27 protein-coding genes and 1 tRNA gene are annotated in these 26857 nt (G+C 69.1%); 15 read left to right on the top strand and 13 right to left on the bottom strand.

Annotation, left to right across the window (positions count from 1 at the left end; all coding sequences use genetic code 11):
* Positions 1 to 5: 5 nt before the first annotated feature.
* Positions 6 to 617: a hypothetical protein gene (locus ACLBKU_RS12175; protein WP_410179827.1), complete on the top strand. Its 612-nt coding sequence runs from the start codon at positions 6 to 8 to the stop codon at positions 615 to 617.
* 347 nt (positions 618 to 964) lie between these two features.
* Here the strand turns inward: ACLBKU_RS12175 and ACLBKU_RS12180 are convergent, their stop codons facing one another.
* Entirely contained in the window at positions 965 to 2293 is a 1329-nt protein-coding gene (locus tag ACLBKU_RS12180; protein ID WP_410179828.1) for an amidohydrolase, read from the bottom strand.
* Between the two features lie 102 nt (positions 2294 to 2395).
* Between ACLBKU_RS12180 and mtgA the strand changes: the two genes are divergently transcribed.
* The 7 genes from mtgA (at position 2396) to ACLBKU_RS12215 (ending at position 7416) form a co-directional block, all read left to right on the top strand.
* On the top strand, positions 2396 to 3067 hold the full coding sequence (gene mtgA / locus ACLBKU_RS12185; protein ID WP_410179829.1) for a monofunctional biosynthetic peptidoglycan transglycosylase: 672 nt from the start codon (positions 2396 to 2398) through the stop codon (positions 3065 to 3067).
* Positions 3068 to 3074: 7 nt separating this feature from the next.
* Positions 3075 to 4007 (top strand): cation diffusion facilitator family transporter, encoded by a 933-nt coding sequence (locus tag ACLBKU_RS12190; RefSeq protein ID WP_410179830.1) that lies wholly within the window; start codon positions 3075 to 3077, stop codon positions 4005 to 4007.
* Positions 4007 to 4594: a sigma-70 family RNA polymerase sigma factor gene (locus ACLBKU_RS12195; RefSeq protein ID WP_410179831.1), complete on the top strand. Its 588-nt coding sequence runs from the start codon at positions 4007 to 4009 to the stop codon at positions 4592 to 4594. The genes ACLBKU_RS12190 and ACLBKU_RS12195 overlap by 1 nt, the downstream gene beginning before the upstream one ends.
* Positions 4591 to 5367 (top strand): anti-sigma factor domain-containing protein, encoded by a 777-nt coding sequence (locus ACLBKU_RS12200; RefSeq protein WP_410179832.1) that lies wholly within the window; start codon positions 4591 to 4593, stop codon positions 5365 to 5367. The genes ACLBKU_RS12195 and ACLBKU_RS12200 overlap by 4 nt, the downstream gene beginning before the upstream one ends.
* A gap of 141 nt (positions 5368 to 5508) precedes the next feature.
* Positions 5509 to 6096, top strand: a complete 588-nt coding sequence (locus ACLBKU_RS12205) for a fasciclin domain-containing protein (RefSeq protein ID WP_410179833.1) — start codon at positions 5509 to 5511, stop codon at positions 6094 to 6096.
* Between the two features lie 228 nt (positions 6097 to 6324).
* Positions 6325 to 6894, top strand: coding sequence for a fasciclin domain-containing protein (locus tag ACLBKU_RS12210; protein WP_410179834.1), 570 nt, complete (start codon positions 6325 to 6327; stop codon positions 6892 to 6894).
* Between the two features lie 156 nt (positions 6895 to 7050).
* Entirely contained in the window at positions 7051 to 7416 is a 366-nt protein-coding gene (locus ACLBKU_RS12215; RefSeq protein WP_410179835.1) for an endonuclease domain-containing protein, read from the top strand.
* Between the two features lie 144 nt (positions 7417 to 7560).
* Here ACLBKU_RS12215 and clpX read toward each other — a convergent pair whose 3' ends face one another.
* Both clpX and ACLBKU_RS12225 read right to left on the bottom strand, forming a co-directional pair.
* Positions 7561 to 8826 carry an ATP-dependent Clp protease ATP-binding subunit ClpX gene (gene clpX, locus ACLBKU_RS12220; RefSeq protein ID WP_410179836.1) on the bottom strand — a complete coding sequence of 422 codons (1266 nt, stop codon included), beginning with the start codon at positions 8824 to 8826 and terminating at the stop codon, positions 7561 to 7563.
* Between the two features lie 208 nt (positions 8827 to 9034).
* Complete coding sequence (locus tag ACLBKU_RS12225) at positions 9035 to 9739, bottom strand: ATP-dependent Clp protease proteolytic subunit (RefSeq protein ID WP_410179837.1); 705 nt, start codon at positions 9737 to 9739, stop codon at positions 9035 to 9037.
* A 173-nt stretch (positions 9740 to 9912) separates the two neighbouring features.
* Between ACLBKU_RS12225 and ACLBKU_RS12230 the strand changes: the two genes are divergently transcribed.
* Positions 9913 to 11439, top strand: a complete 1527-nt coding sequence (locus ACLBKU_RS12230; protein WP_410179838.1) for an amidase — start codon at positions 9913 to 9915, stop codon at positions 11437 to 11439.
* Positions 11440 to 11817: 378 nt separating this feature from the next.
* Here the strand turns inward: ACLBKU_RS12230 and tig are convergent, their stop codons facing one another.
* Both tig and ACLBKU_RS12240 read right to left on the bottom strand, forming a co-directional pair.
* A complete protein-coding gene (tig, locus tag ACLBKU_RS12235) occupies positions 11818 to 13371 on the bottom strand; it encodes a trigger factor (protein ID WP_410179839.1) in 1554 nt (517 codons plus the stop codon).
* Positions 13372 to 13431: 60 nt separating this feature from the next.
* Positions 13432 to 13516, bottom strand: a tRNA-Leu gene (locus tag ACLBKU_RS12240).
* A 131-nt stretch (positions 13517 to 13647) separates the two neighbouring features.
* Here ACLBKU_RS12240 and ACLBKU_RS12245 point away from each other — a divergent pair.
* From ACLBKU_RS12245 to ACLBKU_RS12255, 3 genes are read left to right on the top strand one after another with little or no spacing between them, the layout of a single operon-like run.
* Positions 13648 to 13971, top strand: a complete 324-nt coding sequence (locus ACLBKU_RS12245; protein ID WP_410179840.1) for a DUF3297 family protein — start codon at positions 13648 to 13650, stop codon at positions 13969 to 13971.
* A 51-nt stretch (positions 13972 to 14022) separates the two neighbouring features.
* Complete coding sequence (der, locus tag ACLBKU_RS12250; RefSeq protein ID WP_410179841.1) at positions 14023 to 15438, top strand: ribosome biogenesis GTPase Der; 1416 nt, start codon at positions 14023 to 14025, stop codon at positions 15436 to 15438.
* Positions 15438 to 15929, top strand: coding sequence for a DUF2721 domain-containing protein (locus tag ACLBKU_RS12255; RefSeq protein WP_410179842.1), 492 nt, complete (start codon positions 15438 to 15440; stop codon positions 15927 to 15929). The genes der and ACLBKU_RS12255 overlap by 1 nt, the downstream gene beginning before the upstream one ends.
* Positions 15930 to 16004: 75 nt before the next feature.
* Here the strand turns inward: ACLBKU_RS12255 and ACLBKU_RS12260 are convergent, their stop codons facing one another.
* The 5 genes from ACLBKU_RS12260 to ACLBKU_RS12280 form a co-directional block, all read right to left on the bottom strand.
* On the bottom strand, positions 16005 to 16478 hold the full coding sequence (locus tag ACLBKU_RS12260) for a hypothetical protein (protein ID WP_410179843.1): 474 nt from the start codon (positions 16476 to 16478) through the stop codon (positions 16005 to 16007).
* Between the two features lie 289 nt (positions 16479 to 16767).
* A complete protein-coding gene (gene bfr, locus ACLBKU_RS12265; RefSeq protein WP_410179844.1) occupies positions 16768 to 17250 on the bottom strand; it encodes a bacterioferritin in 483 nt (160 codons plus the stop codon).
* Positions 17251 to 17398: 148 nt separating this feature from the next.
* The gene (locus ACLBKU_RS12270) at positions 17399 to 17590 is read right to left on the bottom strand and encodes a bacterioferritin-associated ferredoxin (RefSeq protein WP_410179845.1); all 192 of its coding nucleotides are present in this window, start codon (positions 17588 to 17590) and stop codon (positions 17399 to 17401) included.
* A gap of 117 nt (positions 17591 to 17707) precedes the next feature.
* Positions 17708 to 18994, bottom strand: coding sequence for a DUF418 domain-containing protein (locus tag ACLBKU_RS12275; protein WP_410179846.1), 1287 nt, complete (start codon positions 18992 to 18994; stop codon positions 17708 to 17710).
* A gap of 110 nt (positions 18995 to 19104) precedes the next feature.
* Positions 19105 to 20187 (bottom strand): SPOR domain-containing protein, encoded by a 1083-nt coding sequence (locus tag ACLBKU_RS12280; RefSeq protein WP_410179847.1) that lies wholly within the window; start codon positions 20185 to 20187, stop codon positions 19105 to 19107.
* 258 nt (positions 20188 to 20445) lie between these two features.
* Between ACLBKU_RS12280 and ACLBKU_RS12285 the strand changes: the two genes are divergently transcribed.
* The 3 genes from ACLBKU_RS12285 to ACLBKU_RS12295 are packed head-to-tail and all read left to right on the top strand — an operon-like array spanning position 20446 to position 23194.
* Positions 20446 to 21165, top strand: coding sequence for an AAA family ATPase (locus tag ACLBKU_RS12285; RefSeq protein ID WP_410179848.1), 720 nt, complete (start codon positions 20446 to 20448; stop codon positions 21163 to 21165).
* 23 nt (positions 21166 to 21188) lie between these two features.
* Positions 21189 to 21806 (top strand): hypothetical protein, encoded by a 618-nt coding sequence (locus ACLBKU_RS12290; protein ID WP_410179849.1) that lies wholly within the window; start codon positions 21189 to 21191, stop codon positions 21804 to 21806.
* Between the two features lie 53 nt (positions 21807 to 21859).
* Positions 21860 to 23194 (top strand): tetratricopeptide repeat protein, encoded by a 1335-nt coding sequence (locus ACLBKU_RS12295; RefSeq protein ID WP_410179850.1) that lies wholly within the window; start codon positions 21860 to 21862, stop codon positions 23192 to 23194.
* 397 nt (positions 23195 to 23591) lie between these two features.
* Here ACLBKU_RS12295 and ACLBKU_RS12300 read toward each other — a convergent pair whose 3' ends face one another.
* The 3 genes from ACLBKU_RS12300 to ACLBKU_RS12310 all read right to left on the bottom strand — a co-directional run bounded on the left by ACLBKU_RS12300 (position 23592) and on the right by ACLBKU_RS12310 (position 26802).
* Positions 23592 to 24395, bottom strand: a complete 804-nt coding sequence (locus tag ACLBKU_RS12300; RefSeq protein ID WP_410179851.1) for a hypothetical protein — start codon at positions 24393 to 24395, stop codon at positions 23592 to 23594.
* 63 nt (positions 24396 to 24458) lie between these two features.
* Positions 24459 to 25694 carry a dihydroorotase gene (locus tag ACLBKU_RS12305; protein WP_410179852.1) on the bottom strand — a complete coding sequence of 412 codons (1236 nt, stop codon included), beginning with the start codon at positions 25692 to 25694 and terminating at the stop codon, positions 24459 to 24461.
* A 91-nt stretch (positions 25695 to 25785) separates the two neighbouring features.
* The gene (locus tag ACLBKU_RS12310; RefSeq protein ID WP_410179853.1) at positions 25786 to 26802 is read right to left on the bottom strand and encodes an aspartate carbamoyltransferase catalytic subunit; all 1017 of its coding nucleotides are present in this window, start codon (positions 26800 to 26802) and stop codon (positions 25786 to 25788) included.
* Positions 26803 to 26857: the final 55 nt, after the last annotated feature.

The raw sequence follows: 26857 nt of genomic DNA on the forward strand, positions 1-26857 counted from the left end.
TTTTCATGACCGGGATCCTGTCTCGACTGACAGCTGTAACGATCGCGATAGGTCTCGGTCTTGGCGGACCGACGAATTCGCAGGCGGCAGGCCGCATCGAGCGCGAGACCTATCGTCACTGCGACACCGGTATCCTCTTCCCGTCCGACCTCGGTGGGCTGGCCCGGGCCTCGATGAACATACAAGACCCGAGCAAGTGCTTCCTTCATGGGATCAGATACTTGGTCCCAGGTCTCAGGGGCAGTGCGACCATCCGGATCAGTCCCGGCGGCGGCGAACGGTGCATAGCGCGCTTCGCCAAGGAGGACGAGCGGATGCGAGCGGTGTGGTGGCACCGCGAACCGCGCCTAAACGGCGAGCCGCTCCGCTTGCTCGGCAGCGATGTCCAGCAGCACACGGCGCGCTACACCGACGGCGAAAACATCGGCGGCCGGCATCAGAGGCCCGAGACTAATCTGACGCTGTGGGTCGGTTGTATCGGGCCGGGGCGGGGCGAGACCGCGACCTGGGTGGTGCGGTATGAGAGCGACTTCGAAGCAGCGGACGAGGCGAAGGTTGCAGACCTCCCCCAAAAGCTCTTCGCCGCGATCGACTGGAGCCCGATCGCCGCGAAGTGAGCGGGGCGCGGATTTGTTGGAGGCCTCCAGCCCTGCCTCATCCGGCCCCTAGCCCCGGCTAGACCCCCCTCACACCCCCATCAGCCCCCGCTTCCGAACCCGTCGGAGGGGCCGGGTGAGCTGTTGGAAGCGCCTCACACGTCCGTTCGCCCTGAGCCTGTCGAAGGGCCGTCCTACCCTTGGCCTCCAGCGCCCAACCCGTTGAAGAAGAACGGTCCTTCGACAAGCTCAGGACGAACGGATTCGGGGCGAGAAAGCCCTACAATCCAACAGAAAAGGGGCGCCGCACACCTCTGCATCGCCCCTCCGGCCCCTGCCGATGTTTCACGTGAAACATTTTGCGAACATCACTTCTTCCCCGCAAGCTCCAGCACCGCCGCGACCATCGCCCTTGCACCCAGCGTGATGCTCTCCTTCGGCGCGACCTGGAACAGGGGCGAGTGGTGCCCGGCGATCGCCGGTCCGCCCGCCTTGGCCGCCGCGAGCCGTTCGGGCGTCGTCCCGCCGACCACGAAATAGTAGCCCGGCACCCCCGTTTCCGGGGCGACGAAATAGGTGAAGTCCTCCGCGCCCATGTTCTGCTGGACGAAGGGCACCACCACCCCCTCGCCCAGGGCACGCGCCATCGCCGTGTTGAGGCGGCGTGCAAGCACGGGATCATTCGCGGTCACCGGGACTCCTGCGCCGATCGTGACGTCCACGGGAAGATCGTCGGGCAGGCCATGCGCCTTGCCGATGCCCGCCGCGATCCGCCTGATCGCCGCCAGGGTCGCCGCCATGGTCTCCTCGTCGTTCGCGCGGACCGTGAGCTGCAACCGGGCCTCGTCGGGGATGATGTTGCCGCGCGTGCCGGCATGCATCGATCCGACCGTGACCACCACCGGCTTCAACGGGGAGATCTCGCGGCTGTCGATCGACTGCAAGGCGGTCACGATCTGCGAGGCGATATAGATCGGGTCGCGTCCCAGCTCCGGCGAAGCGCCATGTGTGGCGATGCCGGGCACGCGGATATCGACCCCGACCGTTCCCGACCATTGCGTGCCTTCCGAAGCGGACACCTTGCCCGTCTCGAGATTGGCCGCGACATGGAAGGCGAGCGCATAGTCGGGCTTGCCGAAGCGCTGGTAGAGCCCGTCCGCGAGCATCGCCCTGGCCCCGGCGACGCGCTCCTCAGCGGGCTGGACGACGAACATCAGCGTGCCGCTCCACTGCCGCCTGATCGACACGAGCCGCCTTGCGGTGGCGACCATCGCGGTGATGTGGGTGTCGTGCCCGCAGGCGTGCATGGTGGGGTATTCCCTGCCGTCGCTGTCCACCTGCCTTGCCTTCGAGGCGTAGCCGAGGCCGCTCTTCTCCTCGACCGGAAGCCCGTCCATGTCGGCGCGGATCAGGATGGTGGGGCCGGAGCCGTTCCTGAGGATGCCGACCACGCCGGTGCCTCCCACGCCCTCGGTCACCTCGAGCCCCGCCTTGCGCAGCTCGGCCGCCATGATCCCGGCGGTGCGGGTCTCGCGGAAGCCGAGTTCGGGGTGCTGATGGAAGTCGAGGAACAGCGCGGCGAGCGAGCTGTCGTAATCGGCCTCGATCGCCTTCGCCGTGGCGGCGTCGTCGGCGCGCGCGGGCTGGGCGGAAAGGGCAAGCGCGAGCGCGCTGGCGGCGAGTTGGAAACGGTGCATGATGGCTCCCCCGATGGTTGTGCGCACAGCTAAGCGGGGGCGATGTCCTACCGCAAGAGGCCGGTGCTTCCCTGTCCGCCGACCTTGCGCTAGAGGCAGGCCATGGTCCGCACAATCCTGCGCTTCATCGCCAAGGCGATTGCCGGCTTTGTCGGGCTGACGGTGGTACTGGTGGTGGCCTTCAAGTGGCTTCCGGTGCCGGTCACCGCGACCATGCTGATGGACCCCAACGGCATCACCAAGGACTGGGAATCGCTCGACAATATCGACCGCAACCTGGTCAGCGCGGTGATCGCCTCGGAGGACCAGCGGTTCTGCCAGCACTCCGGGTTCGACACCGAGGCGATCGAGAAGGCGATGCGCGCCAACATGGAAGGCGGCAAGATCCGCGGCGGATCGAGCATCAGCCAGCAGACCGCGAAAAACGTCTTCCTGTGGCAGGGCGGGGGCTATTTCCGCAAAGGCCTGGAGGCGTGGTTCACCTTCTGGATCGAGCTCGTCTGGGGCAAGCGCCGGATCATGGAAGTCTATCTGAACGTTGCAGAAACCGGCATCGGAACCTACGGCGCCGAGGCCGGTGCGCAGCGCTATTTCGGCCACTCCGCCGCCCGCCTTTCGCGCGACGAGGCAAGCCGCATGGCCGCCGCGCTCCCCTCCCCGAAGAAGCGCGCGGTCAAGGGCGTGAGCGGATGGATCGCGCGCCACGGCAACCGCATCGAGCGGCGGATCGGCATCGTCAGGCGTGACGGGCTCGACGCCTGCGTCTACAACTGAATCCGCCATGCACGCGCACGCCCATCCCCACCATCATCACGGCCATGACCACGGCCATGGGCATTCGCACGCCCCGGCCGATTTCGGCCGCGCCTTCCTGATCGGGATCTTGCTCAACTCCTTGTTTGTGCTGGTGGAAGCGGGCGCGGGCCTCGCCTATGGCTCGATGGCGCTGATCGCCGATGCGGGGCACAACCTGTCCGACGTCCTCGCCCTCGCGCTCGCCTGGGGGGCGAGCATCGCGGCGAAGCGCCCGGCCTCGGGGCGGTTCACCTATGGCTACAAGAGCTCGACCATCCTCGCCGCGCTCGCCAATGCGCTGCTGCTCGCGGTGGCGATCGGGGCGATCGGGTTCGAGACGCTCCACCGGGTGATGAACCCCGCCGAGCCCGAGGGCACCGCGATGATCGTCGTCGCCGGGATCGGTATTGCGATCAACGCGTTGACGGCCATGCTTTTCCTTGCCGGCCAGCACGATCTCAACATCCGCGGCGCCTATCTCCACATGGCGGCCGATGCGGCGGTGTCGCTCGGCGTCGTCCTCGCCGGGGCGGCGATCGTGGTCACCGGCTTTGCGTGGATCGATCCGCTGGTGAGCCTCGCGATCCTCGGCGTGATCGCCTGGAGCACCTGGGGCCTGGCCCGCGACAGCTTCGCGATGGGGCTGCTCGCGGCGCCGGCGCGGATCGATCTTGTGCAGGTGAAACAGCACCTTGCGGGCCTCGACGGCGTCACCGCCGTGCACGATCTCCACGTCTGGCCGATGTCGACCACCGAGGTTGCGCTCACCGCCCACCTCGTCATGCCGGGCCGCCCCGCCTCGGACAGCTTCCTGCGCGACCTCGCCGCCAGCCTCGAGCACCGCTTCGGGGTCGGCCATGCGACGATTCAGGTCGAGAGCGGCGAGAACCCCTGCCAGCCCTGCGGAGCGGACTGCTGATGGCCGCCCGCCCCCGCCCCACCTCGGACGCGGCGCGCGAGGCGCTGCAGGGCGCCATGGCGCGGCTGGCGCAGGGCGACCAGGCGGCGCTCGAGGAAATCTACCGCGCGACCCGGGTGAAGCTGTTCGGCATCACCTTGCGTATCTTGGGCGACAGGAAGGAAGCCGAGGACGCCTTGCAGGACGTCTATGTGAACTTGTGGCAGCGGGCCGACCGCTACGATCCCGCGCGCGCGAGCCCGATCGCGTGGCTCGCGGCCTTCGCGCGCAACCGCGCGATCGACCGGCTGCGCACCGGCAAGGTGCGCGGCGGGGCGGTCCCGGTCGAGGAAGCCGCGCCGCTTCCCGACGAGAGCCCGCTCGCCGACGCGCTGCTGGTCGATGCCGAGCAGACCGCGCAAATCCACAAGTGCCTGGGCGCTCTGGACGCCCGCACGCAGGGGCACATCCGCGCGGCCTTCTTCGAGGGCAAGACCTACGCCCAGCTCGCCGAGGCCGCCGACGTCCCGCTCGGCACGATGAAGAGCTGGATCCGCCGCGGCCTCCAGCGCCTGCGCGCCTGTCTCGAAGCGAGCGAGGCCGCATGAGCGCGCCCGAGGATACCGTGCCCGAGACCGGCGCGATGCGCGACGATCCGCTGCTCGCCGCCGAATGGTCGCTCGGCCTGCTCGAAGGCGAGGAACTGCTCGCCGCGCGCGGGAAATACGCGACCGATCCGGACTTCGCGTGGCGCAAAGAATGGTGGGACGGCTGGTTCGCCCCGCTCGCCGACGCGATCCCCGGCGCCGAACCGGGCGAGCACGTCTGGGAGGGCATCGCCGCGCGCATCGCCGCGCAGCAAGCGGCGGCGGCCGAGGCGCCCGCGGGCAACGTCGTCGCGCTCGAGGCGCGGGTGCGGCGCTGGCAGCTTGTCGCCGGCCTCTCGAGCGCCGCCGCCGCGCTCGCGCTGGTGTGGAGCTTCGTGCTCGCCCCGGCGCGCGTGGTCACGACACCGCCCGAGCCGGTCGCTGTCGCCGCCGCGGCGCCGCTCGTCGCCACCGTGCCGATCGGCGCGGACGGTCTCAGGCTCGACGTGACCTACATCCCCGAGAGCGAGCGCATGGTGGTCGGCGCAATCGGCCTGACCCGCGACGGGGTGCACGATCACGAGCTGTGGCTGGTCCCCGCCGACGGCGGCGCGCCGCAGTCGCTGGGGGTGATCCAGCCGGGCGAGGTGCGTTCGATGATCCTCCCCCACGCGCTCGCCGAGCAGCTCCGGCGCGGCGCCGGGCTCGCCTTGTCGCGCGAGCCGCTCGGCGGGGCGCCCGAGGGCAAGGCCCCGGGCCCGATCGTCGGCCAGGGCGCGTTCAACCGCGTCTGATGCCGGGCTCGCTTCGGCGCGGGCCAGCGGCAATTCATCCGCAATCGCAACAAGCCCGCATCCGGCCGCATCGGGCCCGCGTAGCTCCCTGTGCAAGCGGGAGAGCTTGCACCCCGTGACCCTGATTGACGGAGTTCGAACGTGACCCCCAAGCACACCCTCACCGCGCTCGCCGCCGCGTTGGCCGCCTTCACCGGCCTTGCCGCTGCGCCCGCGCTCGCCGATAACCACACCGAGACACAGGGCGATGTTCCGACCGTCGGCGGCGCGCCGATGTACCCGACCAAGACGATCGTCGAGAATGCGGTGAACTCGAAGGACCACACCACGCTCGTCGCCGCGGTGCAGGCCGCCGGCCTCGTCGAGGCGCTCTCGGGCCCCGGCCCCTTCACCGTCTTCGCGCCCACCAACGCCGCCTTCGCCAAGCTCCCCGCGGGCACGGTCGAGACGCTGGTAAAGCCCGAGAACAAGGCGACGCTGACCTCGATCCTCACCTACCATGTCGTCCCGGGCAAGGTCTCGGCCGCACAGCTCACCGATCTCATCAAGCAGGGCGGCGGCAAGGCCGAACTCAAGACCCTCAACGGCGGCATCCTCACCGCGCGGGTCGAGGGCGGCAAGGTCGTGCTGACCGACGCCAAGGGCGGCAAGGCGACCGTGACCCAGGCCGACGTCTTCCAGTCGAACGGCGTGATCCACGTGACCGACACCGTGTCGCTGCCGGGCTGACCCCGGCTCCGGCGTCGCGCTGCCCCGCCTCCCCACCCCCATTCGCGCGGGGCAGCGTGTCTCCGCCCCGTCCGGCCTACCTCCAGGGCCGGGCGGGGCTTTTCGTGTTCGGGTTTATACCCTTGTAAAATATGTTTTTTCTCTGCGTCCGCCGCGTCCGCGCAGCCGTAGCTCGGGGGCAAGCGGGAGGGGCTTGCACCTCTCAACCCAGGAACAAGGAGAACCCTCATGACCTTCAAGACCACGCTTGCCGCCGCTGCCGCCGGTGCCCTCGCCCTCACCGCCGGCCTCGCCGCCCTCCCCGCCGCCGCGCACGGCCACGCCGCCTCGAGGACCGCCGCCGCCGTCGCGCGCCCGAACATCGTCGAGGTGGCGATGAGCACCGGCGTCCACACCACGCTGGTGACCGCGGTCAAGGCCGCGGGCCTCGTCGACACGCTCTCGAGCCCCGGCCCCTTCACCGTCTTCGCGCCCACCGACACCGCCTTCGCCAAGCTCCCCGACGGCACCGTCGCGAGCCTCGTGAAGCCCCAGAACAAGGGCGCGCTGACCGACATCCTCACTTACCATGCGGTTGCCGGTAAGGTGACCAGCACCGACCTCGTCGCGCTGATCCGCAAGCACGGCGGCACGGCGACGCTGACCACCGTCTCGGGCGGCAAGCTCAAGGCGCGGCTCTCGGGCGACACGATCGTGATCACCGATGCGCGGGGCGGCACGACCGCGGTGACCCAGGCCGACGTCGCAACCTCGAACGGCGTGGTGCACGTGACCGACGGGGTGTTCCTGCCTGCGTGATTTGCGCGTGAATTACCCCTCCGTCACCGGCTTACGCCGCTGCCACCTCCCCATTGCTGGGCAACGGGGAGGGACTTGCGAGGCGATCTCTGGTAAGTCCCTCCCCGTCCTGAAAGGATGGGGAGGTGGCACCGCGAAGCGGTGACGGAGGGGTAATTGCGCAAGAGCGACCACAACTACACCCTCGCCCGCGCTCAGCGAAAGACACCGAGCCTTCCCGAAGGCCTGCTCTGGCGCGAGTTGCGCGCAGCACGGGGAGGCCTCAAGTTCCGCCGCCAGCACCCCGTCGGGCCCTATGTGCTCGATTTCTCCTGCGCAGCGGCGAAGTGCGGCTTCGAGATCGACGGGATGGCGCACGAGATGGGCGACAGACCCGCGCTGGACGAACGGCGCGACGTGTTGCTCGCGGCGCAGGAGATCAGGGTGAAGCGGATTCCGGCGAGCGAGGTGCTGGCCGATCCGTCGGCGGTGGCCAAGGCGATGGTCCGGCTCTGTGCGGGGATCATCGCGGGAGACGCCTGAAGGACCCCTCCGTCACCGCTCCGCGGTGCCACCTCCCCATTGCTGCGCAACGGGGAGGGACTTGGCGGCCACAGGTCCCTCCCCGTCCCGATGGGAGGTGGCAGCCCGCAGGGCTGAGGGAGGGGTAACTCCGCCAGACCGAGACTAAGCCGCCTCTTCCTTCTTCTTTTCGCTGCCGATCACGCGGATCGGTTCCTTCTTGCCGGCGACCACGTCGGCGTCGATCACGATCTCGGTCACGCCTTCCATGTCGGGCAGGTCGAACATCGTGTCGAGCAGCAGGCCCTCGACGATCGAACGCAGGCCCCGCGCGCCGGTCTTGCGCTTGATCGCGCGCTCGGCGATCGCCTGGAGGGCGTCGTCGGTGAAGGTCAGCTCGACGTCCTCGAGCTCGAACAGCTTGCGATACTGCTTGACCAGCGCGTTCTTGGGCTCCTTGAGGATCGTCACCAGCGCCGGCACGTCGAGATCGTGCAGCGTGGCGATGACCGGCAGGCGGCCGACGAATTCGGGGATCAGGCCGAACTTGAGCAGGTCTTCCGGCTCGGACTTCTCGAGCAGCTCGCCCACGCGCCGCTTTTCGGGATCGGCGACGTGGGCGCCGAAGCCGATCGAGCGCTTCTGCAACCGGTCGGCGATGATCTTGTCGAGGCCCGCGAAGGCGCCGCCGCAGATGAACAGGATGTTGGTCGTGTCGACCTGCAGGAATTCCTGCTGCGGATGCTTGCGCCCGCCCTGCGGCGGCACGGAGGCGGTGGTGCCTTCCATCAGCTTGAGCAGCGCCTGCTGCACGCCCTCACCCGAGACGTCGCGGGTGATCGAGGGGTTTTCGGCCTTGCGGGTGATCTTGTCGATCTCGTCGATATAGACGATCCCGTGCTGCGCCTTCTCGACGTTGTAGTCCGAGGCCTGGAGCAGCTTCAGGATGATGTTCTCGACGTCCTCGCCGACATAGCCCGCCTCGGTCAGCGTGGTCGCGTCGGCCATGGTGAAGGGCACGTCGAAGGTGCGCGCCAGCGTCTGCGCAAGCAGGGTCTTGCCGCTCCCGGTCGGGCCGACGAGCAGGATGTTCGACTTCGCCAGCTCGACGTCGCCCGCCTTGCCCGAGTGCTTCAGCCGCTTGTAGTGGTTGTGGACCGCCACCGAGAGCACGCGCTTCGCCCGGTCCTGGCCGATCACGTAGTCGTTCAGCGTCGTGAAGATGTCCATCGGCGTGGGGATCTCGCCGTCCTTCTTGCCGGCGATCCCTGCCTTGGTTTCCTCGCGGATGATGTCGTTGCACAGCTCGACGCATTCATCGCAGATGAACACCGTCGGCCCGGCGATGAGCTTGCGCACCTCGTGCTGCGACTTCCCGCAGAAGCTGCAGTAGAGGGTGCTTTTGCTGTCGGATCCGCTCAATTTGGTCATTCCTGTGTCCTCGAATCCGCTGCCCCAGACGCCGAGACACCTCGGGCGGATTCGTCAAGTGTATCGCTCGCGCAGCATGAATCAACACATCGCGCGTGAATTCGTGCTGTTACCATGATGCCCCGGCCTGCGAAGGCGCGCAATTGCCACGCCCTGTCGCAGCTGTCCCGCGCCGGTGCAGGTCGCGGGAGGAGGTGAGGGGAAGGGCCTACTCAGGCGCGCCGCCCGAACCGTCCTCGAGGCCGGTTTCCTCGTTCTCGGGTCGGGTCTCGAAGACCTTGTCGACGAGCCCGAAGGCGCGCGCTTCCTCGGCTTCGAGGAAGGTGTCGCGGTCCATCGCCTTCTCGATCTCCTCGAGGCTGCGGCCGGTGAACTTGACGTAGAGATCGTTCATGCGGGCACGGATGCGCAGGATCTCGCGCGCCTGGATCTCGATGTCCGCCGCCATCCCGCGCGCGCCGCCCGAGGGCTGGTGGACCATGATCCGCGCATTGGGGAGCGCGATGCGCATGCCCGGCTCGCCCGCGGCGAGCAGGAAGCTGCCCATCGAGGCCGCCTGGCCGATGCACACGGTCGAGACCCGTGGCTTGATGTACTGCATGGTATCGAAGATCGCGAGGCCCGCCGTCACCACCCCGCCCGGCGAGTTGATGTACATGCTGATCGGCTTGGAGGGATTCTCGCTCTCGAGGAACAGCAGCTGGGCGATGATCAGCGAGGCCATGTTGTCCTCGACCTGGCCGTTCACGAAGACGATCCGCTCGCGCAGCAGGCGGCTGAAGATGTCGAAGCTGCGCTCGCCCCGGCTGGTCTGCTCGACCACCACCGGCACCAGCGCGCCCGTGTAGGGATCGCGGGTGAACTGCCCCTGGGTGCCGTAGGTCTCGCCGGAATTGCCGAACAGATCGATCATGGGATGCGGTGTCCTTGAGGTGTGTCGATACGGCTATGTCGGAGCCTCACGGGCAATTTCAAGGGCGTTTACCTTGTCCCTGTGAATTCGCCGGGGAGCATCGGGCTCGGCCGGGGGAGACCTAGGTGTTTTACCCCTTGAGCGCCGCGCGCGGCGTGGCACATCTGGCGGTCATGAACCACCGCATCCTCGCCCGCCCGGCCCTCGCCCTGCTCCTCGCCACCACCGCCAGCGCAGCGCTCGCCCAGCAGGCGGGCGGCGACATCGTGCTGCGCGAAAGGCCCGTTCCCGCCATCGCCGACACGGCGGCGCAGATCGAGCGTATCCGCACGCTCGACGATGCCGGTCCGATGCTCAACGCGGTCATCGTCTACAACCCCGACGCCGCCGCCGTCGCGGTGACGCAGACAGGCAAGCCGCTCGCGGGGCGCACCGTGATGGTCAAGGACAATGTCGAGACCGCGGAGTTTCCGACCACCGCGGGGAGCCTCGCCCTCAAGGACAACGCCACGGGGCGCGATGCGCCGCTGATCGCGAACCTGCGCAAGGCGGGCGGCGTGGTGCTCGGCAAAACCAACCTCTCCGAGTGGGCGAACATCCGCTCGAACGATTCGACGAGCGGGTGGAGCGCAGTCGGCGGGCTGACGAGGAACCCCTTCGCGACCGACCGCAACACCTGCGGCTCTTCCTCGGGGAGCGGGGCGGCGATCGCGGCGGGCTTCGCCTGGGGCGCGATCGGGACCGAGACCAACGGCTCGATCGCGTGTCCGGCGAGCATCAACGGCCTCGTCGGCTTCAAGCCCTCGGTCGGGATCGTCAGCCGCACCCACGTGGTGCCGATCTCCTCGACACAGGACACCGCCGGGCCGATGACGCGGACGGTCTACGACGCCGCGCTGCTGCTCACCGCGATCGCCGGCGAGGACCGGGCGGACCCGGTGACGCTCGAGGCGAAGCGGGTCGCCGACTACACCGCCGGGCTCGACACCGCCTCGCTCAAGGGCGTGCGGATCGGGGTGCTGCGCGGCGCGACGGGCAGCCGGGCGGACGTCAAGGCGCTGTTCGACACCGCCCTCGAAGACCTGAAGCGCGCAGGCGCCGAGCTCGTCGACGTCGAGTACAGCGCGCCTGGCGAGCTGTGGGCGGCGGCGCTCCCGGTGCTGCTCTTCGAGCTGCGGGTCGAGATGGACAAGTACCTGAGCACCCGCCCCGGCACCGGCGGGCCGCGCAGCCTTGCCGACGTGGTCGCCTTCAACAGCGCCAATGCTGCGACCGAACTGCGCTTCTTCGGGCAGGACCTGTTCGAAGAGGCGCTGAAGACCACCGACGCGGCGGCTTACCAGAAGAACCTCGCCACCCTCAGGCGCCTGACCCGCGCCGAGGGGATCGACAAGCTCCTCGCCGACAACACAGTGAGCTTCCTCGTCGCGCCCACCCAAGGCCCGGCGTGGAGCACCGACCTCGTCAACGGCGACAATTTCAACGGGCGGATCGGCGCGGGCTACCTCGCCGCGATCGCGGGCTATCCGCACCTCACCGTGCCGATGGGCGCGGTCGAGGGACTGCCGATCGGGCTCTCGATCATGGGCGCCCAGTGGCAGGACCACGCGGTCCTGAAGGCCGGCGCGGCTTACGAAAAGGCGCGGACAGCGGTGCTGCCGACGCCCACCTTTGCGCCCTGGAAGCCGGCGGGCGAGTGAACCAAAGCTAACCGCAACGGTAAGCGGTCGCATTTGTTGTCCGCCTGCGGCATGACTCGTGACGGCAGCAATCCCGCTGCCAGATCAACGAGTAAACATACATGACACTGGTAGAAGTGTGCGTGTTGCTCGGACTGTTGATGGCCTTTGCCACCCTCATACTGAAGGTGGTCGAGATCTCTCGGTCCAAGTAACTGTCAGTCACGGTCCGGGGGGCTGGTTGCAGCCGGCCCCTCGGGCTCCTGAAGCAGTTGACCCCCAGCCGTTGCAGCGGCCGGGGGTCGATCAACAGGGTAAACCTGTCACTGGTAGCCTTCGTATAGGCTCAATCCCCCAAAAAGGCAAGATGCCGCTCAGGGAGATCGATATCGAAAGCCCTTACTTCTTGGCCGCCGCCTTCTTGGCCGGAGCCTTCTTGGCGGGCTTGGCATCGGCTTCTTCCGCCGGAGCCTCGGCCTTCTTCTTCGCGGGGGCCTTCTTGGCGGGCTTCACCTCTTCGGCGGTCTCGGCCGCCTCGGCAGCGGCGCCTTCGGCGGCGGCCTTCTTGGCGGGAGCCTTCTTCTTCGCCGGCGCCTTCTTCGGCGCGGGCGCGGCCTCGGCGCCTTCCTCGGCCTCGATCGCGGCCTGAAGCTCCTCGACAGTCACTTCACGCGTCGTGACCTCGGCCTTGTCGAACAGGAAGTCGACGACCTTGTCCTCGTAGAGCGGGGCGCGCAGCTGGGCGGCGGCCATCGGCTCGGACTGGATGTACTGGACGAAGCGCTCGCGGTCCTCGGGGCGATACTGCATCGCCGCCTGCTGGATCAGCATCGACATCTCCTGCTGGGTGATCTCGACACCGTTCGCCTGGCCGATTTCCGAGAGCAGCAGGCCGAGCCGCACGCGGCGCTCGGCGATCGAGCGGTATTCGTCCTTCTCGTCCTCGATCTGCTTCAGGGCCTCGGCCGGGTTCTCGTCGCGCGCGGCTTCCTGCTGGAGCTGCGCCCAGATCTGCTGGAACTCGGCCTCGACCATGCTGCCGGGCACCTCGAAGGAGTGGCCCGCGGCGAGCTGGTCGAGCAGCGCGCGCTTCATCTGGGTGCGGGTAAGGCCGGCGGTCTGCTGCTCGAGCTGCGCCTTCATGATCTCGCGCAGCTTGTCGAGGCTGTCGAGCCCGAGGCTCTTGGCGAAATCCTCATCGATGGTGGTCTCGCCCTCGACCTTGACTGCCTTCACGGTGATGTCGAAGGTCGCTTCCTTCCCGGCGAGGTGGTCGGCCTGGTAGTTCTCGGGGAAGGTGACGGTGATGGTCTTCTCCTGTCCCGCCTTCACGCCGACGAGCTGGTCCTCGAAGCCGGGGATGAAGGTGCCCGAGCCGATCACCAGCGCGGCGTCCTCGGCCTTGCCGCCCTCGAACTCGACGCCGCCCAACTTGCCGACGAAGTCGATGATCAGCTGGTCGCCCTCGGCCGCCTTCTTCGTCTTGGGCGCGTCCTTGTAGCTCTTGTTCTGCGCGGCGATGTTGCCGAGCGCCTCGTCGACCTGCGCGTCGGTCACGGGCACCACCAGCTTCTCGAGCTTGAGGCCCTCGATGCTCGGCGCCTCGATCGCCGGGAGCACCTCGAGGCTCACGGTGATCGCCGCGTCCTTGCCCTGCTCGTAATCCTCGTTGAGCCCGATCTCGGGCTGCATCGCCGGGCGCAGCGCCTCGTCACGGATCAGCTTGTCGACCGATTCGCGGATCGTGTCGTTCACCACCTGGCCGTGCAGCGCCTCGCCGTGCATCTTCTTGACGAGATTGGCGGGCACCTTGCCGGGACGGAAGCCGGGCATGCGGACCTGCGGCGCGATCTTCCTGATCTCGGCATCGATCTTGGCCGACAGCTCGGCGGCCGGGATCGTGATCGTGTAGGCGCGCTTGAGCCCTTCGTTGACGGTCTGCTGGGTCTGCATGAACTTGTCTGGAGCCTTTTGATGAGTAATCCGTGAGGCCGGGCAGTCCGGGCGGCGAATTGGTGCGGGCGAAGGGACTCGAACCCCCACATCTTGCGATGCCAGAACCTAAATCTGGTGCGTCTACCAATTTCGCCACGCCCGCTTGCCCGAACGAAGCCGCGCGGGAAGCATGGCCCCCCGCGCGTATCAGCGAGCGCCCTTATCCGTCTCGCGGGAAAAGGGCAAGCGCAACACGCTTGATGCAAGCGCCAAGCCCCGATAGAGGCGCGCGCCATGAGCGACAAAACCCCCGAGACCACCCCTGCGGCAACCCCTGCGACAGGCGCCGGCAGCGACGTTCCGCCCGATCGCCTGTCGGTCAATCCGCGGAGCGAACACTTCGACGCGGAGAAGCTCCAGCGCGGGGTCGGCATCCGCTTCAAGGACCGGGTGCGCACCGACATCGAGGAATACTCGATCTCCGAGGGCTGGGTGCGGGTGCAGGCGGGCAAGGCCGTGGACCGCAAGGGCCAGCCGCTGACGATCAAGCTCACCGGCCCGGTCGAGGCGTGGTACGAGGACCTCGGCGAGAACCCGCCGGTCGCCCGGAAGGGCTGAGCCCCCTCTCGGCTTGCCAAAAGAGGCGTTTGCGCCCACTTGGGCCGGGTCATGTCCCTCCCCAAGAAGCCTGAAGTCGTCATCATCGGCCGCCCCAATGTCGGCAAGTCCACGCTGTTCAACCGGCTGGTGGGGAAGAAGCTCGCGCTCGTCGACGACCAGCCGGGGGTGACCCGCGACCGCCGCATGGGCGATGCGGTGATCGCCGGGCTGCACTTCACCGTGGTCGACACCGCCGGGTGGGAGGACGAGGACGCGCTCTCGCTCCCCGGGCGGATGAGGAAGCAGACCGAAGCGAGCCTCGCGGGCGCGGACGCGGCGATCTTCGTGATCGACGCGCGCGCCGGGCTCACCCCCTTGGACGAGGAAATCGCCCGCTACCTGCGCGAGGCCGAGGTGCCGGTGGTCCTCGCCGCCAACAAGGCCGAAGGGGCGGCTGCCGAGGCGGGCGTGATCGAGGCCTGGTCGCTCGGCCTCGGCGAGCCGCTCGCGCTCTCGGCCGAGCACGGCGAGGGGGTCGCGGACCTGTTCGGCGGGCTGTGGCCGATCATCGGCGCCAAGGCGGAAGCGTGGGAAGAGGCGAACGACGCCGAGCGCGCCGCGCTGCGCCAGATGGACGAGGAGGAGCGCCCCTCCGGCCCGCTGAAGCTCGCCATCGTCGGGCGGCCCAATGCGGGCAAGTCCACGCTCATCAACCGCCTGCTCGGCGAGGACCGGCTGCTGACCGGGCCCGAGGCCGGGATCACCCGCGATTCGATCGCGATCGACTGGCAATGGACCGATCCCAAGTCGGGCGAGACCCGCGAGATCCGCCTCATCGACACTGCGGGGATGCGCAAGAAGAAGAACGTCACCGAGAAGCTCGAGAAGCTCTCGGTCGCCGATGCGCGCCGGGCGGTGGACTTCGCCGAGGTGGTGGTGCTGCTGCTCGACGCGACGCAGGGGCTTGAGCATCAGGACCTCAAGATCGCGAGCCTCGTCCTCGAGGAAGGCCGCGCGCTGATGATCGCGATCAACAAGTGGGATGTGGCGGAAGACGCGAGCAAGCTCTTCAACGGCATCCGCGCCGCGCTCGACGACGGGCTCGCGCAGGTCCGGGGCCTGCCGCTGTTCGCCGTCTCGGCGAAGACGGGCAAGGGCCTCGACCAGATGCTCGCGGGGGCCTTCGAGCTGCGCGAGGCGTGGTCGAAGCGCGTCTCCACCTCGGCGCTCAACCGCTGGTTCGACGACGCGATGGAGGCGAACCCGCCGCCCGCCCCCGGCGGCAAGCGCATCAAGCTCAGGTACATCACCCAGGCCGGCACCCGCCCGCCGCGCTTCGTCATCTTCGGCTCGCGCCTCGACCTGCTCCCCAAGAGCTACGAGCGCTACCTCGTCAACGGCATCCGCGCGAAGCTCGGCTTCGAGGCCGTTCCGGTGCGGGTGACGCTGCGCACCAACAAGAACCCCTACGCCAAGGAGGGGTGATGAGCGCGCTCGACCTCCTCGCCGCGGTCCTCCACGCACCGCCCTTCGCCTCGGAAATCCTCGAGCGCACCGCCTCCACCCCGCGGGTGCAGCAGGTGGTGCAGCTTTCGCTGGCACCCGCATTCCTGCTCTCGGGCATCGGGGCGATCATGAACGTCATCATGAGCCGGATGATCTGGATCGCGCGGCGGGTCGAGAACATCGAGGAGAAGATGGAGGAGCACCGCACCGCCAGGCAGGCGCGCGAGCTCGGCTGGCTGATGCGGCGCCGCAAGCTGATGCAGGGGGCGATCATGTTCTCGACCGCGGCGGCGGTGATGATCAGCCTCGTCATCGGCCTCCTCTTCATCGCCGCCTATATCCACGCGCAGATCGGGACGGTGATCGCGGTGCTGTGGGTGCTGACGATGGTGCTGCTGGTGACGGGTCTCGGCTTCTTCCTGTTCGAGACGCGGCTGGCGGCGCGCGGGGCGGAGGAGCCGAAGGGGTAGTGGCAGAATTGACCGGATGGTCAACTGCAGGAGGGCGGGGCCGCAAGGCCGTCCCCGCCCCCCACTATGGCGCGATCACTTGCCGGTGAAAGTCACCTCACGCAGCAGATAGGTGCCCTGGATCTGGCGGATCTTGTTGTAGAGCTCGATCTGGGTCTTGTTGCCGGCGTCGATGTTCGCCTTGCCGTAGGCCTCGAGGAACTTGAGGTAACGCTCCTTGCTCGGCCCCACGGCTTCGGTGTTGGGGAAGACGATGATCAGGACGATGTTGAACTCGTTGTCGCCGTAAGGGACCCCGTAGATGCCGTAATCCTTGATGTAGCCGAGCTGCTTCTGGACCTCGTTGGCCGCCGCCCACGTCTTGCGCAGCCCTCCGAGGTAGGTGTCGGCCTGGCCCTCGTCGACCTTGACGAGGGTCATCTCGACCACCTCTTCGGCCGGCGTGTAATCCTTGTAGACCTCGGCGGCCTGCGCGAAGGCCGGTGCCGCGAAAGCGAGCGCCGCTGCGGCGATGCCGCACTCGATCATCTTGGTCAGTCTGCTCATCATGTGCCTCCAATATGTGCATCGGAGGGCTTGAGCCCGTGTGCTGCGGCGAAATAGACCCTGTGCGACCCGATCGTGATTCCGCGCAGACCAGCCCGCAGCTGCCCGCGCTCCTCCCCCCGCGGCGAGAGTGCGCCCGGTGGGCAGCGACGTCAAGCCATTTATATCAAATGTTAAAGCCCGCTCCGACCAGGCCGCCCGCGTGGCGGACAGCGCTACGCAAAAGGGGCAGGACCGCCCCTCGCGGCCCTGCCCCTTTTTTGTGCAGCCCTGCGGCTTCTGCGTAGCTTGCTCAGCTGTCGCCCGCGGGCGCGCTCTGGAGTTGCACATAATTGTGCAGGCCCATGCGCTCGATCAGCTCGAACTGGGTCTCGAGGAAGTCGACGTGCTCCTCCTCGTTCTTCAGAATATAGGCAAACAGGTCGCGCGATACGTAGTCGCGGACGGATTCGCTGTATTCGACCGCGTCGCGCAGCAGCGGGATTGCCTCTTCTTCGAGCGCGAGGTCGGCACGCAGGATCTCCTCGACCGTCTCGCCGACCTTGAGCTTGTGGATTGCCTGGAAATTGGGCAGCCCGTCGAGGAACAGGATGCGCTCGGCGAGCTTGTCGGCGTGCTCCATCTCCTCGATCGATTCCTTGCGCTCGTAGGCGGCGAGCTTGGTCACGCCCCAGTGCGAGAGCACGCGGTAGTGCAGCCAGTACTGGTTGATCGCGGTCAGCTCGTTGGTGAGCGCCTGGTTGAGAAAATCGATGACCTTGGGGTCGCCCTTCATGGGGAATGCTCCTTGCGAGATATCAAAGCGCCGGCGGCGGCATTGCGGCGATTGTAGCCGCAGCCGCCCGGTGCCCGCAAGGGGCGCAGGTCAAAATTCCTTGCGAATCAGTCGCTTGCGAGCCGTTCGCAATCGCGGCGGGCAGCGCTTATACTGCGAGTGCCTCGCAAGCCGCGGCAGCGCGCTCGGCATCGATGATTTCCTGCGCCTCCTCAAGGCATTGGCCGCAATTGGGGCGCTTGCCGAGGCAGGCGTAGGTCGCTTCCGCATCCCCGTCGCAGGTCAGCGCGGCCTTGCGCAAATCATTCTCACGGATCGCATTGCAGATGCAGATGTACATGGCCGCTCGAATCACTCCTGCGAGGCGTTTGCAGGAGCGAATGTATGCGAGTTATTCGCAATAACAAGGGTGAAGTGCATCCGGCGCTGCCCTCTCCGGGAAAGCGCGGAGGCGACCTCACTTGCGCAAGGGAAAGAGCCGCCGGTAGGTCAGGCAGCGCCACAGCCACTCGAGCGGGCCGTAGTGGAAGCGGTCGAGCCACGGCTTCGACCAGGCGAGCATGAGCGACCAGGCGAGCACCACCACGACATAGAGCTGCGGGCGGTTCAATTGCCCGAACAGCCCCAGCGCCCAGCCGTGGAAGACGAACATCATCACCACCGAGGTGCCGAGGTAATTGGTGAAGGCCGCCCGCCCCGCGGCGCGCACCCGCTCGCCGAGCCATCCGTTCGCGCCGGGCGCATAGGCGACCAGCAGCGCGGCGAGGCCGAGGATCGACCACAGGCGCGGCAGCGGGCTCCACGCGACGAAGCCGGCGAGGGTGCCGTGGAAGGTGAAGCCCCCCGCCTGCACCACCAGGCCGATGGCGAGCTGCACCAGCCCCCCGGCGATCACCCCGATCCACCCCCAGCGCAGCAGCGTGCTCCGCGCCACGGCTCCGCTGAAGAAGCCGAGCCGGTAGAGCGCCACCCCGAGCAGCATCAGCGGGATCGTCTCGAAGCCGAACAGCAGCGCGTTGCTGAGCGGCTCCGACCACTGCTCGGTGAAGCGGTGCGCCACCAGCGCGGGGTAGTCGCCCGCGGCGATCGCGGCATTGGGCACCTCGCCGCGCGCCAGCGCCGCGGCGCCGTCGCCCTGCATCATCGCGCGCTGCTCGGGCATGGCGTCGCCATAGGGGGTGTCGACGATCAGCCAGGGGAAGGTGAGGCCGCTGTAGACCACCACGCCCAGCATGTAGCCGGCAAGGCCGACGATGAGCTGGGTCTTCACGCTCCACCTCAGGCAGGCGAGCACGACCAAGCCGAACAGCGCGTAGTAGAACAGGATGTCGCCGGGCCAGATGAAGAAGAAGTGGATCATCCCGAAGCCCATCAGCACCGCGAGGCGCCACGCCTGCAAGCGCCGGGTCGCGCCGCGCGCCCAGGCCTTCTCCATGAACAGGAACATCCCCGCCCCGAACAGCAGGGTGAAGAGCCCGCGCATCTTGCCGTCGACGAGCACGAATTGCGCGATCCACAGCCAGCCCCCGGGATCGCCGGTATCGGTGAGGAAGCCCGCGGGGTACATGTAGGCCTCGAAGGGCTGGCCGAAGGCGACGATGTTCGCCCACAGGATGCCCATCACCGCGATGCCGCGGATGAAGTCGAGCGTGTCGATCCGCGCCGCGGCGGCGACGGGCGCGACGGCGGCGGCGCGGTCCTCGCGCAGGTCCTGCATCGCGGAAGGCGCGAGCGTCTCGTTCATGGCTGATCCCCCTAGCCTGTTCGTGCGCGGGAGATTAGCGACTCCGGCGGGCTTGGAAAGGGCCCCCCGTCGAGACGATCACGCCATTCGTCGCGCGTGCGCCCGGGGGCTCAGCCCTGCCCCGCCACCACGCAGGCCTTGCCGTCGCGCTTCAGCGAGGCGCAGGCGCGCGAGGCTTCGGCTTCGCTCGAAAAGCCGGAGGCGAGCAGGCGGGTGAGGTTGCCGCTCGGCAGCAGGGTCTTGGCAGTCCCGGCGAGCGCGGCGTGTCCGCCGACCTCGCGCCACAGCTTGTCGGCGTTGGAGGCGACCCCGAAGGCGCCGAGCTGGACGCGCCAGCGGCCCTGCTTGCGCACGGCTTGCGCGGGGGTGGGCGCGGCGGCGAGCGCCGGCCTCGGCGCGGGCGGCTGGGCCGCGGCGAGCACCACCGGCGCGGCGGGCTTCTGGGTGACGGGCTGGGGCGTGAGCGGCCTGGGCGCGGGCGGCAGGCCCATCGGCTTGGGCGCGCTCACCGCGACCTGCGGCGGCGCCTTCGCGGCGGGCGCGGGCGCGGCGGCAGGAACCGGCTTCGAGCCGAGCTCGGCCGCGGCCAGCTCCGCCTGGCGCTGCGAGCGCGCGCCCGCGTCGAGCTCGCGGGCGAGCGACTGCGCCGCAACGCGCTGCGCCTGCGGCACATACTTGTCCATCTGCGCGAGCGCGTCGCGCGCCTGCGGCAGGCCCGCCCCATTGGCAAGGGTCATCAGCGCATAGGCGCGCACCCAGTCCTTGGCCGCATAGTCGGCGTTGAAGTGCGACAGGCCGAGCACGTACTGCGCGCGCGGATCGCCGCGCTCGGCGGCGGCCTTGATGAGCGGCATGGCGCGGGCCTGTTCGCCCTCCTGGAACAGCATCAGCCCGAAATTGTCGGCCGCCTTGACGTGGCCGAGCTTCGCGGCCTCCTCGTAGAGCTTGCGCGCGCGGGCATTGTCGACCTCGACCCCACGCCCCAGCCGATAGGCCTGCGCGAGGTTGAACAGCGCATCGGGATCGCCCGCCGCCGCCGGACCCTGCCATTCGACCACCGCGCGGTTGAAGTCGCCCGCGCTCCAGGCGTCGACCCCGGCCTTGACGTCGGCGAGCGCCGGTCCGGCCAGCAGCGCCAGCAGCCCTGCGCCGAGCAGCGCGCCTGCGGGTTTGCACATCGTGATGCTCGTCATCCTTCTGCCTTCGCCTCGCGATCGGGAAATCATGCGTTAGCCGCCGGATAGCCGAACAGGGTTAGCAAATGGTTGCCGCGCACTGAGGGCCGATCCGGCGGCCCGCCCGGCCGAACCGGGGGTCGATGACAAGCCTGCCCGAGGCGCGGGGTGTTAACCCTAAATTAGGGGTATCCTGCGAAGCCATGCCCATCCAGCCGTTGTCAGGCGCTGCAATCGGGCGGCGTGCGACGGTTCAATCCATGGGGGACCCAGGCGTTGCGTGTACTCGCTTTGGCATCGCAGAAAGGTGGATCGGGCAAGACCACCCTGTCCGGACATCTCGCCGTCCAGGCGCAGCGCGCCGGCGCCGGCCCGGTCGTGCTGATCGACATCGACCCGCAAGGCTCGCTCGCCGACTGGTGGAACGAGCGCGAGGCGGAATACCCCGCCTTCGCCCAGACCACCGTCGCGCGGCTCGCCAACGACCTCCAGGTGCTGCGCCAGCAGGGCTTCAAGCTCGCGGTGATCGACACCCCGCCGGCGATCACCATGGCGATCCAGTCGGTGATCTCGGTCGCCGAGCTGATCGTCGTCCCGACCCGCCCCTCCCCGCACGACCTGCGCGCCGTCGGCGCCACGGTCGACCTGTGCGAGCGCGCGGGCAAGCCGCTGGTGTTCGTCGTCAACGCCGCCACCCCCAAGGCCAAGATCACCTCGGAAGCCGCGGTCGCGCTTTCGCAGCACGGCACGGTCGCGCCGATCACGCTGCACCACCGCACCGATTTCGCCGCCTCGATGATCGACGGGCGCACGGTGATGGAAGTGGACCCGGAAAGCCGTTCGGCCGCCGAGATCGCGGCGCTGTGGCGCTACATCGCCGACCGGCTCGAAAAGAACTTCCGCCGCACCGTCTTCGCCGCCGCGCCCAATGCGCCGATGCAGATGGGCGGCGTGCCGCGTCCCGCGGGCGGCTTCGGTCGCCGGGTGGCCCAGTAAGACGCGCGGGGGGCGAGAGCACCATGTCCGAACCCGGTTTCGCCTCGCTCGGCCCCTCGCTGCTGGCCCGCAAGGGCGGCGCCAAGCCCGCGATGCGCCCGCAGGTCGCCCCGCTGGTCGCCGACGAGGCGGTGGTCGCTGCGCTCCCCGAGGAGCAGCTCGAGGATCTCGGCTGGAACGATATGGGCGACGGTGAGCCGTCCGGTGCCGAGATCGTGCCGATCCACGGCGACGTCGCGCCCGCGTCCGATCCCGCCGGCCCGATCGTGCGCCGCCAGCAGCGCCGGCTCGAGGAGCGCGTGCTCGCCGATGCGGCGATGACCGGCCCCGAGGATCGCGAGCCCGAATACGACGAGGAAGAGGACGAGGGCTTCACCGCCGGGGAGGCGGACGAATCGCTCCACGCGCCGCTCGCGCCCGCGGTGCCCGCCACCAAGGCCAGGGCCCGCGTCCCCGCCGCCCAGTCGGGCCGCCGCGCCGCCTTCACCCTGCGCCTCGACGCCGACCGCCACCTCAAGCTGCGCCTCGCCGCCACCATGCACGGCGTCAGCGCGCAGGTGCTGGTGACCGAGGCCTTGGACCGCCTGCTCGCCGAATATGACGAGCTCGAGGTCATCGCCAACCACCTGAAGCGCCATTGAGCGGCGTGACCCGCCACCGACCGAACAGCCGATACGAACAGGGGACCAAGACCATGGACCGCAAGCTCAAGACCGGACTTACCGCTCCGCGCCTCGCGCTGGCCGCCACCACCGCGATCGCCGCGCTGGCGCTGCCGGGCTGCATGACCTCCGCCGCACCGCCCGCGCAGGTCTCCTTCGACAAGGCGCATGGGGCGCTCGCCAAGGGGCAGGTCGACAAGGCGATCGCGCACGCCGAGGCCGCGGTCCTCGCCGATCCGCGCAATCCGGGCTTTCGCGCGCTGCTGGGCGCCGCCTATCTCGAGGCGGGGCGCTTCCAGTCGGCGGCGACCAGCTTCGGCGACGCGCTCGACCTCGGTGACGACAACCCGCGCACCGTGCTGAGCTTCGCGCTCGCCAGGATAGCGCTCGGCGAAGGCCGCGCGGCGGCGAGCGTGCTCGACGAATATGCGGACAGCATCGACCCCGCCGACCTCGGGCTCGCCCTCGCGCTCGCCGGGCAGCCGGAGCGCGGGGCGGGCGTGCTCGTCAATGCGGTGCGCGCGAGCGATGAGGCCTCGCCCAAGCTGCGCCAGAACCTCGCCTACACCTATGCCCTTGCCGGCAACTGGAAGATGGCCCGCGTGATGGCCGCCGAAGACGTGCCCGCCGACCAGCTCGACGCGCGCCTCGGCGAATGGGCCACGGCCGCCGCGCCCGAGATGTTCCAGCAGCGCATCGCCGCGCTGCTCGACGTGACCCCGCGCGCCGATGCCGGCCAGCCGCAGCGCCTCGCGCTCGCCAACTTCCCCGCGCAGGAGGTGATGGTCGCCGAGGCGGCGGCGCAGGGCGATGTCTCCGCCGACGAGGAGCCCGTGCAGGTCGCCGCCGCCGAATCCTCGCCCGCCTTCACCCAGGCCTTTGCCCCCGCCGAGCCCGCGATCGCGACCGTCGAGCCGGCCTCCAGCCAGGGGCTACGCTACGTCTCGAACCCGGTCGTGCAGCAACTCGGCGTTCGCGGCACGGGCGCACCGCGCGTCGCCGGTGCCGTTCCCCAGCGCCGCATGGCCGCCACCGCCGCCGCGGTGCAGGCGCCCGTCGCCAAACCCGAGGGCACGCACCTCGTCCAGCTCGGCGCCTATAGCAGCAAGCTCGAGGCCGAGCGCGGCTGGGTGGTGCTCAAGGCCAAGTTCCCGCAGCTGGGGGACCGCTCGCCGGTCATCACCCAGGCGGTCGTCAATGGCCGCACCTTCTGGCGCGTCGCCGCCGACGGCTTCGGCCGGCAGAGCGCCAGGGCCATGTGCGGGACGGTCAAGTCGGCCGGGCGCGGCTGCTTCGCCTATGCCGCCTCGAGCCCGCCCAAGGGCGCGGTCGCGAGCGAAGTCCGGGTCGCCGCCCGCACCCGCTGAGCTTTCTCTTTCCTCATGAGCAACCTCGCTCCCGGACGGCCCCCACGCTGTCCGGGAGTTTTCTTTTGCCCTGCGAGAGGGGCGTGCCGCGGGGCGCTTTCCTACGGGCGTAGGGCGGCCTAGGGTCTGCAAATGGCTGTCCGGGGCCATTGCGGCCCGGCTGGCGGCGTGAAACATCGGTGATGCGATGTACGGCGCTGGATTTCTTGGATAAAACGGCGTGAAACCAACTTCGGAAAGCCGTTCCGGGCCGCTTCCAGGCCCGTCCAGACCCCCTCTACACCCCCTCTACACCCCCTCTACACCCCCTCTACACCCCCCTCAGCCGCCGCTTGACCCCGGCTTGCCCGCCATCATGCGGCGCCTCGCGCGGGGCTCGGTTGTAGGACGGGGCGAATCACCCGCCGAGCAGCGGGCGGGCGAAGGCCTGCCACGCGGGGTTGTTCCAGGCGAGCATCACCGCCGTCCCCGTCGGCACCATGACGGCGAGGTAAATCCAGTAGGCCCGGTGCACCCCGCGCCCCCGCGCGAGGTCCCATGCCAGCATCGGCACGAGGCACAGCGTCGGCCACAGCAGCGTCGAGAGCGGGCTCGCCGGACCGGAATTCCACAGGAACGGCATCCGCGCGAAAGCCGCCCCGATCGGCGCGATGGTGGCGAGGATGATCAAGCGCTTGTGCAGCCCCGCATCGCGCCCCCGCGCGGCGAACCCGAGGCCGACCAGCACCGCGAAGCAGAAGCCGCTCCTGAGCTGCATCGCGGCGGTGTTGGTCATGGCGCGCATCATCTGCGCGATCTCCGCGGGGCTCTCGCCCGCGCCTTGCGCAAAGGCGACCCGCGCGGCGAAATTCGCGGGCACGAGCATCACCCCGGCGATCACCAGCAGCGGGGCGAGCACCATCCCGAGCACCCCCAGCTGCCCGTGCCACCCGCCGCGCCCCGTCGCCATCAGCAGCGTCTGGGCGAGCAGCAGCGCCATCCAGCTCGCCATCGTCAGCGCGTGGAAATGGGCCTGCCACAGGAAGCCCCCCCGCCCGCCCGCGGCGATGTCCTCGATCCGCAGGAAGCTGTCGGGCACGAAGCCGACGAGGATCACGGTGACGAGGAACAGCGCCATGCCGACGAAGAACCAGCGGTCGACCGCCTCGCCAAGCGAGGACCCCTGCCCTGCCGCCTGCGCAAGATGCACCTGTGTTGCCATGTCGCTTTCCCCCAATCCCTGGAGCGGGAATACGCTTCCCGCGCGGAGAATGCAAAGGCGGGCTCAGGCGCCGAGCCGGACCCCGCCCTTCCACAGCCCGAGCACCTTCCCGAACGCGCCCTGGCGGTCGAAGGGGGTGTTGTCGGCGGTCGCCTCCATCTTGCGGCGATCGATGATCCACGGCGCGTCCGGGTCGATGAGCGCGAGGTCGGCCTCGAGCCCCGCGGCGAGCGCCCCGGCGGGAGCCCCGAGCAGGCGTGCGGGGTTGGCCGCGACGAGATCGAAGGCGCGGGGCAGGTCGATCACGCCGTCGCGCACCAAGGCGAGCACCATCGCGAGCAGCGTCTCGGCTCCCGCCATCCCCGGCGCGGCATCGGCGAAGGGCAGGCGCTTGTCCTCCGGCCCCCGCGGGTCGTGCCCGCTGGCGATGACATCGACCGTCCCGTCGGCAATCGCAGCGCGCGCGGCCTGCCGGTCGGCCTCGCTCCGCAGGGGCGGCGAGAGGCGGGCGAAGGTGCGGAAGTCAACGGTCGCAAGGTCGGAAAGAAGGAAATGCGCAGGGGTGATCCCACAGGTGACGGCGAGCCCCCGGGCCTTGGCGGCGCGCACCAGATCGAATCCCCGGGCGGTCGTCACCTGCCGGATATGGAGTCTGGCCCCCGCCAGTTCGGCAAGCGCAATGTCGCGGGCAATCGCCAGCGCCTCGGCCTCGGCAGGGGCGGCAGGGAGGCCCAGCCGGGTCGCGATCTCCCCGGCGGTGGCGGAGGCCTCGCCGACCAGCCCCGCGTCCTCGGCATGGGTGACGACCACGAGGCCGAGCATCGCGGCATATTGCAGGAGCCGCAGCATCACGCCCGAATCGGCGATCCAGCGCCGCCCGGTCGCAATGCCCCTCGCCCCCGCCTCCTGCATCAGCGCGAGCTCGGCAAGCTCCCGCCCCTCGAGGGCGCGGGTGGCGGCGGCGAGCGGGTGGACCCAGAGGTCGGGCTTGCCGCTCTTGGCGATGAAGCCGACCCGGCTCGGCAGGTCGAGCGCCGGCGACTGGTCGGGCATCAGCGCCGCGCGGGTGATGCCGCCGAAGTGGAAGGCGGGCTTGTCGACCGCAAAGACCCCGAGGTCGACGAGGCCGGGGGCGAGGAGCTTGCCACGCGCGTCGAGGGTCTCGTCGCCGTCCTCGGGCCGCACGTCGCTGCCCAGGGCGAGGATCACGCCGTCAGAGCAGCGCAGCGCCCCCTCGGCGAGGCCGCCGGGGGTCACGAGCCGCGCGCGGGTGATGGTGAGAGGCCGCACCTGTTTCACGCAATGCTCCGTTCGTGTCGAGCGCAGTCGAGACACACCGCGCCAAGGCCTCTCGGCTTCGCTCGAGGCGAACGGGACTGGTCCGGCAAGCTCATGCCCACCCCTCCTGCCCCCGCGCCTCGCGGGTCAGGATGTCGAGGCACGCCATGCGGATCGCCACCCCCATCTCGACCTGCCGGGTGATGAGCGAGCGTCCGGCCAGATCGGCGACCTCGCTGTCGATCTCGACCCCGCGGTTCATCGGGCCGGGGTGCATGACCAGGGCATCGGGCCGGGCGAGCGCGAGGCGCTTCCTCGTGAGGCCGTAGAGGTGGCGGTATTCGCGCGCGCTGGGCACGAATTGCCCGCTCATCCGCTCGGACTGGAGGCGCAGCATCATCACCACCTCGGCGCCCTCGAGCGCCTCGTCGAAGCGGTGGTGGACGCTCACCCCCATCGCCTCGACCCCCGCGGGCATCAGCGCCGGGGGCGCGCAGACGCGGACCTCGGCGCCCAGCGCGGTCAGACACAGGATGTTCGAGCGTGCCACGCGGCTGTGGAGGATGTCGCCGCAGATCACGATCCTGAGGCCGGTGAAGTCCTCCGCCCCCTCCCCGCGCTCGGCGAGGGCATGGCGCAGGGTCAGCGCATCGAGGAGCGCCTGCGTCGGATGCTCGTGCTGCCCGTCGCCCGCATTGAGCACCGGGCAATCGACCTTGTCCGCGATTAGCCGGGTCGCCCCCGAGGAGCCGTGGCGGATCACGATCGCATCGGCGCGCATCGCATTGAGCGTGATCGCGGTGTCGATCAGCGTCTCGCCCTTCTTCACCGAGCTTTGCGCCGCGTGCATGTTGACGACGTCCGCCCCGAGCCGCTTGCCCGCGATCTCGAAGCTGAGCAGCGTGCGGGTCGAGTTCTCGAAGAAGGCGTTGATGATGGTGAGCCCGGCGAGCAGGTCCGAGTGCTTGGCGCTCTGCCGGTTCAGCGCGACCCACTGCTCGGCCTCGTGAAGGAGGTAGAGGATTTCGTGACGCTGGAGGTGGCCGATACCGGTGAGGTCGCGGTGCGGAAAGGCCATCCGCCCGGCCGGAAAGCGGGTTGCGGAGGCGGAAAGGTCGGTCGCGGTCATCAAAGCCACGCCCTTAGTCGAGCCGGCTCGCCCGCTCAACCCATGCCTGACGCTT

The organism is Erythrobacter sp. NE805 (assembly GCF_046452355.1).
Taxonomy (GTDB): Bacteria; Pseudomonadota; Alphaproteobacteria; order Sphingomonadales; family Sphingomonadaceae; genus Erythrobacter.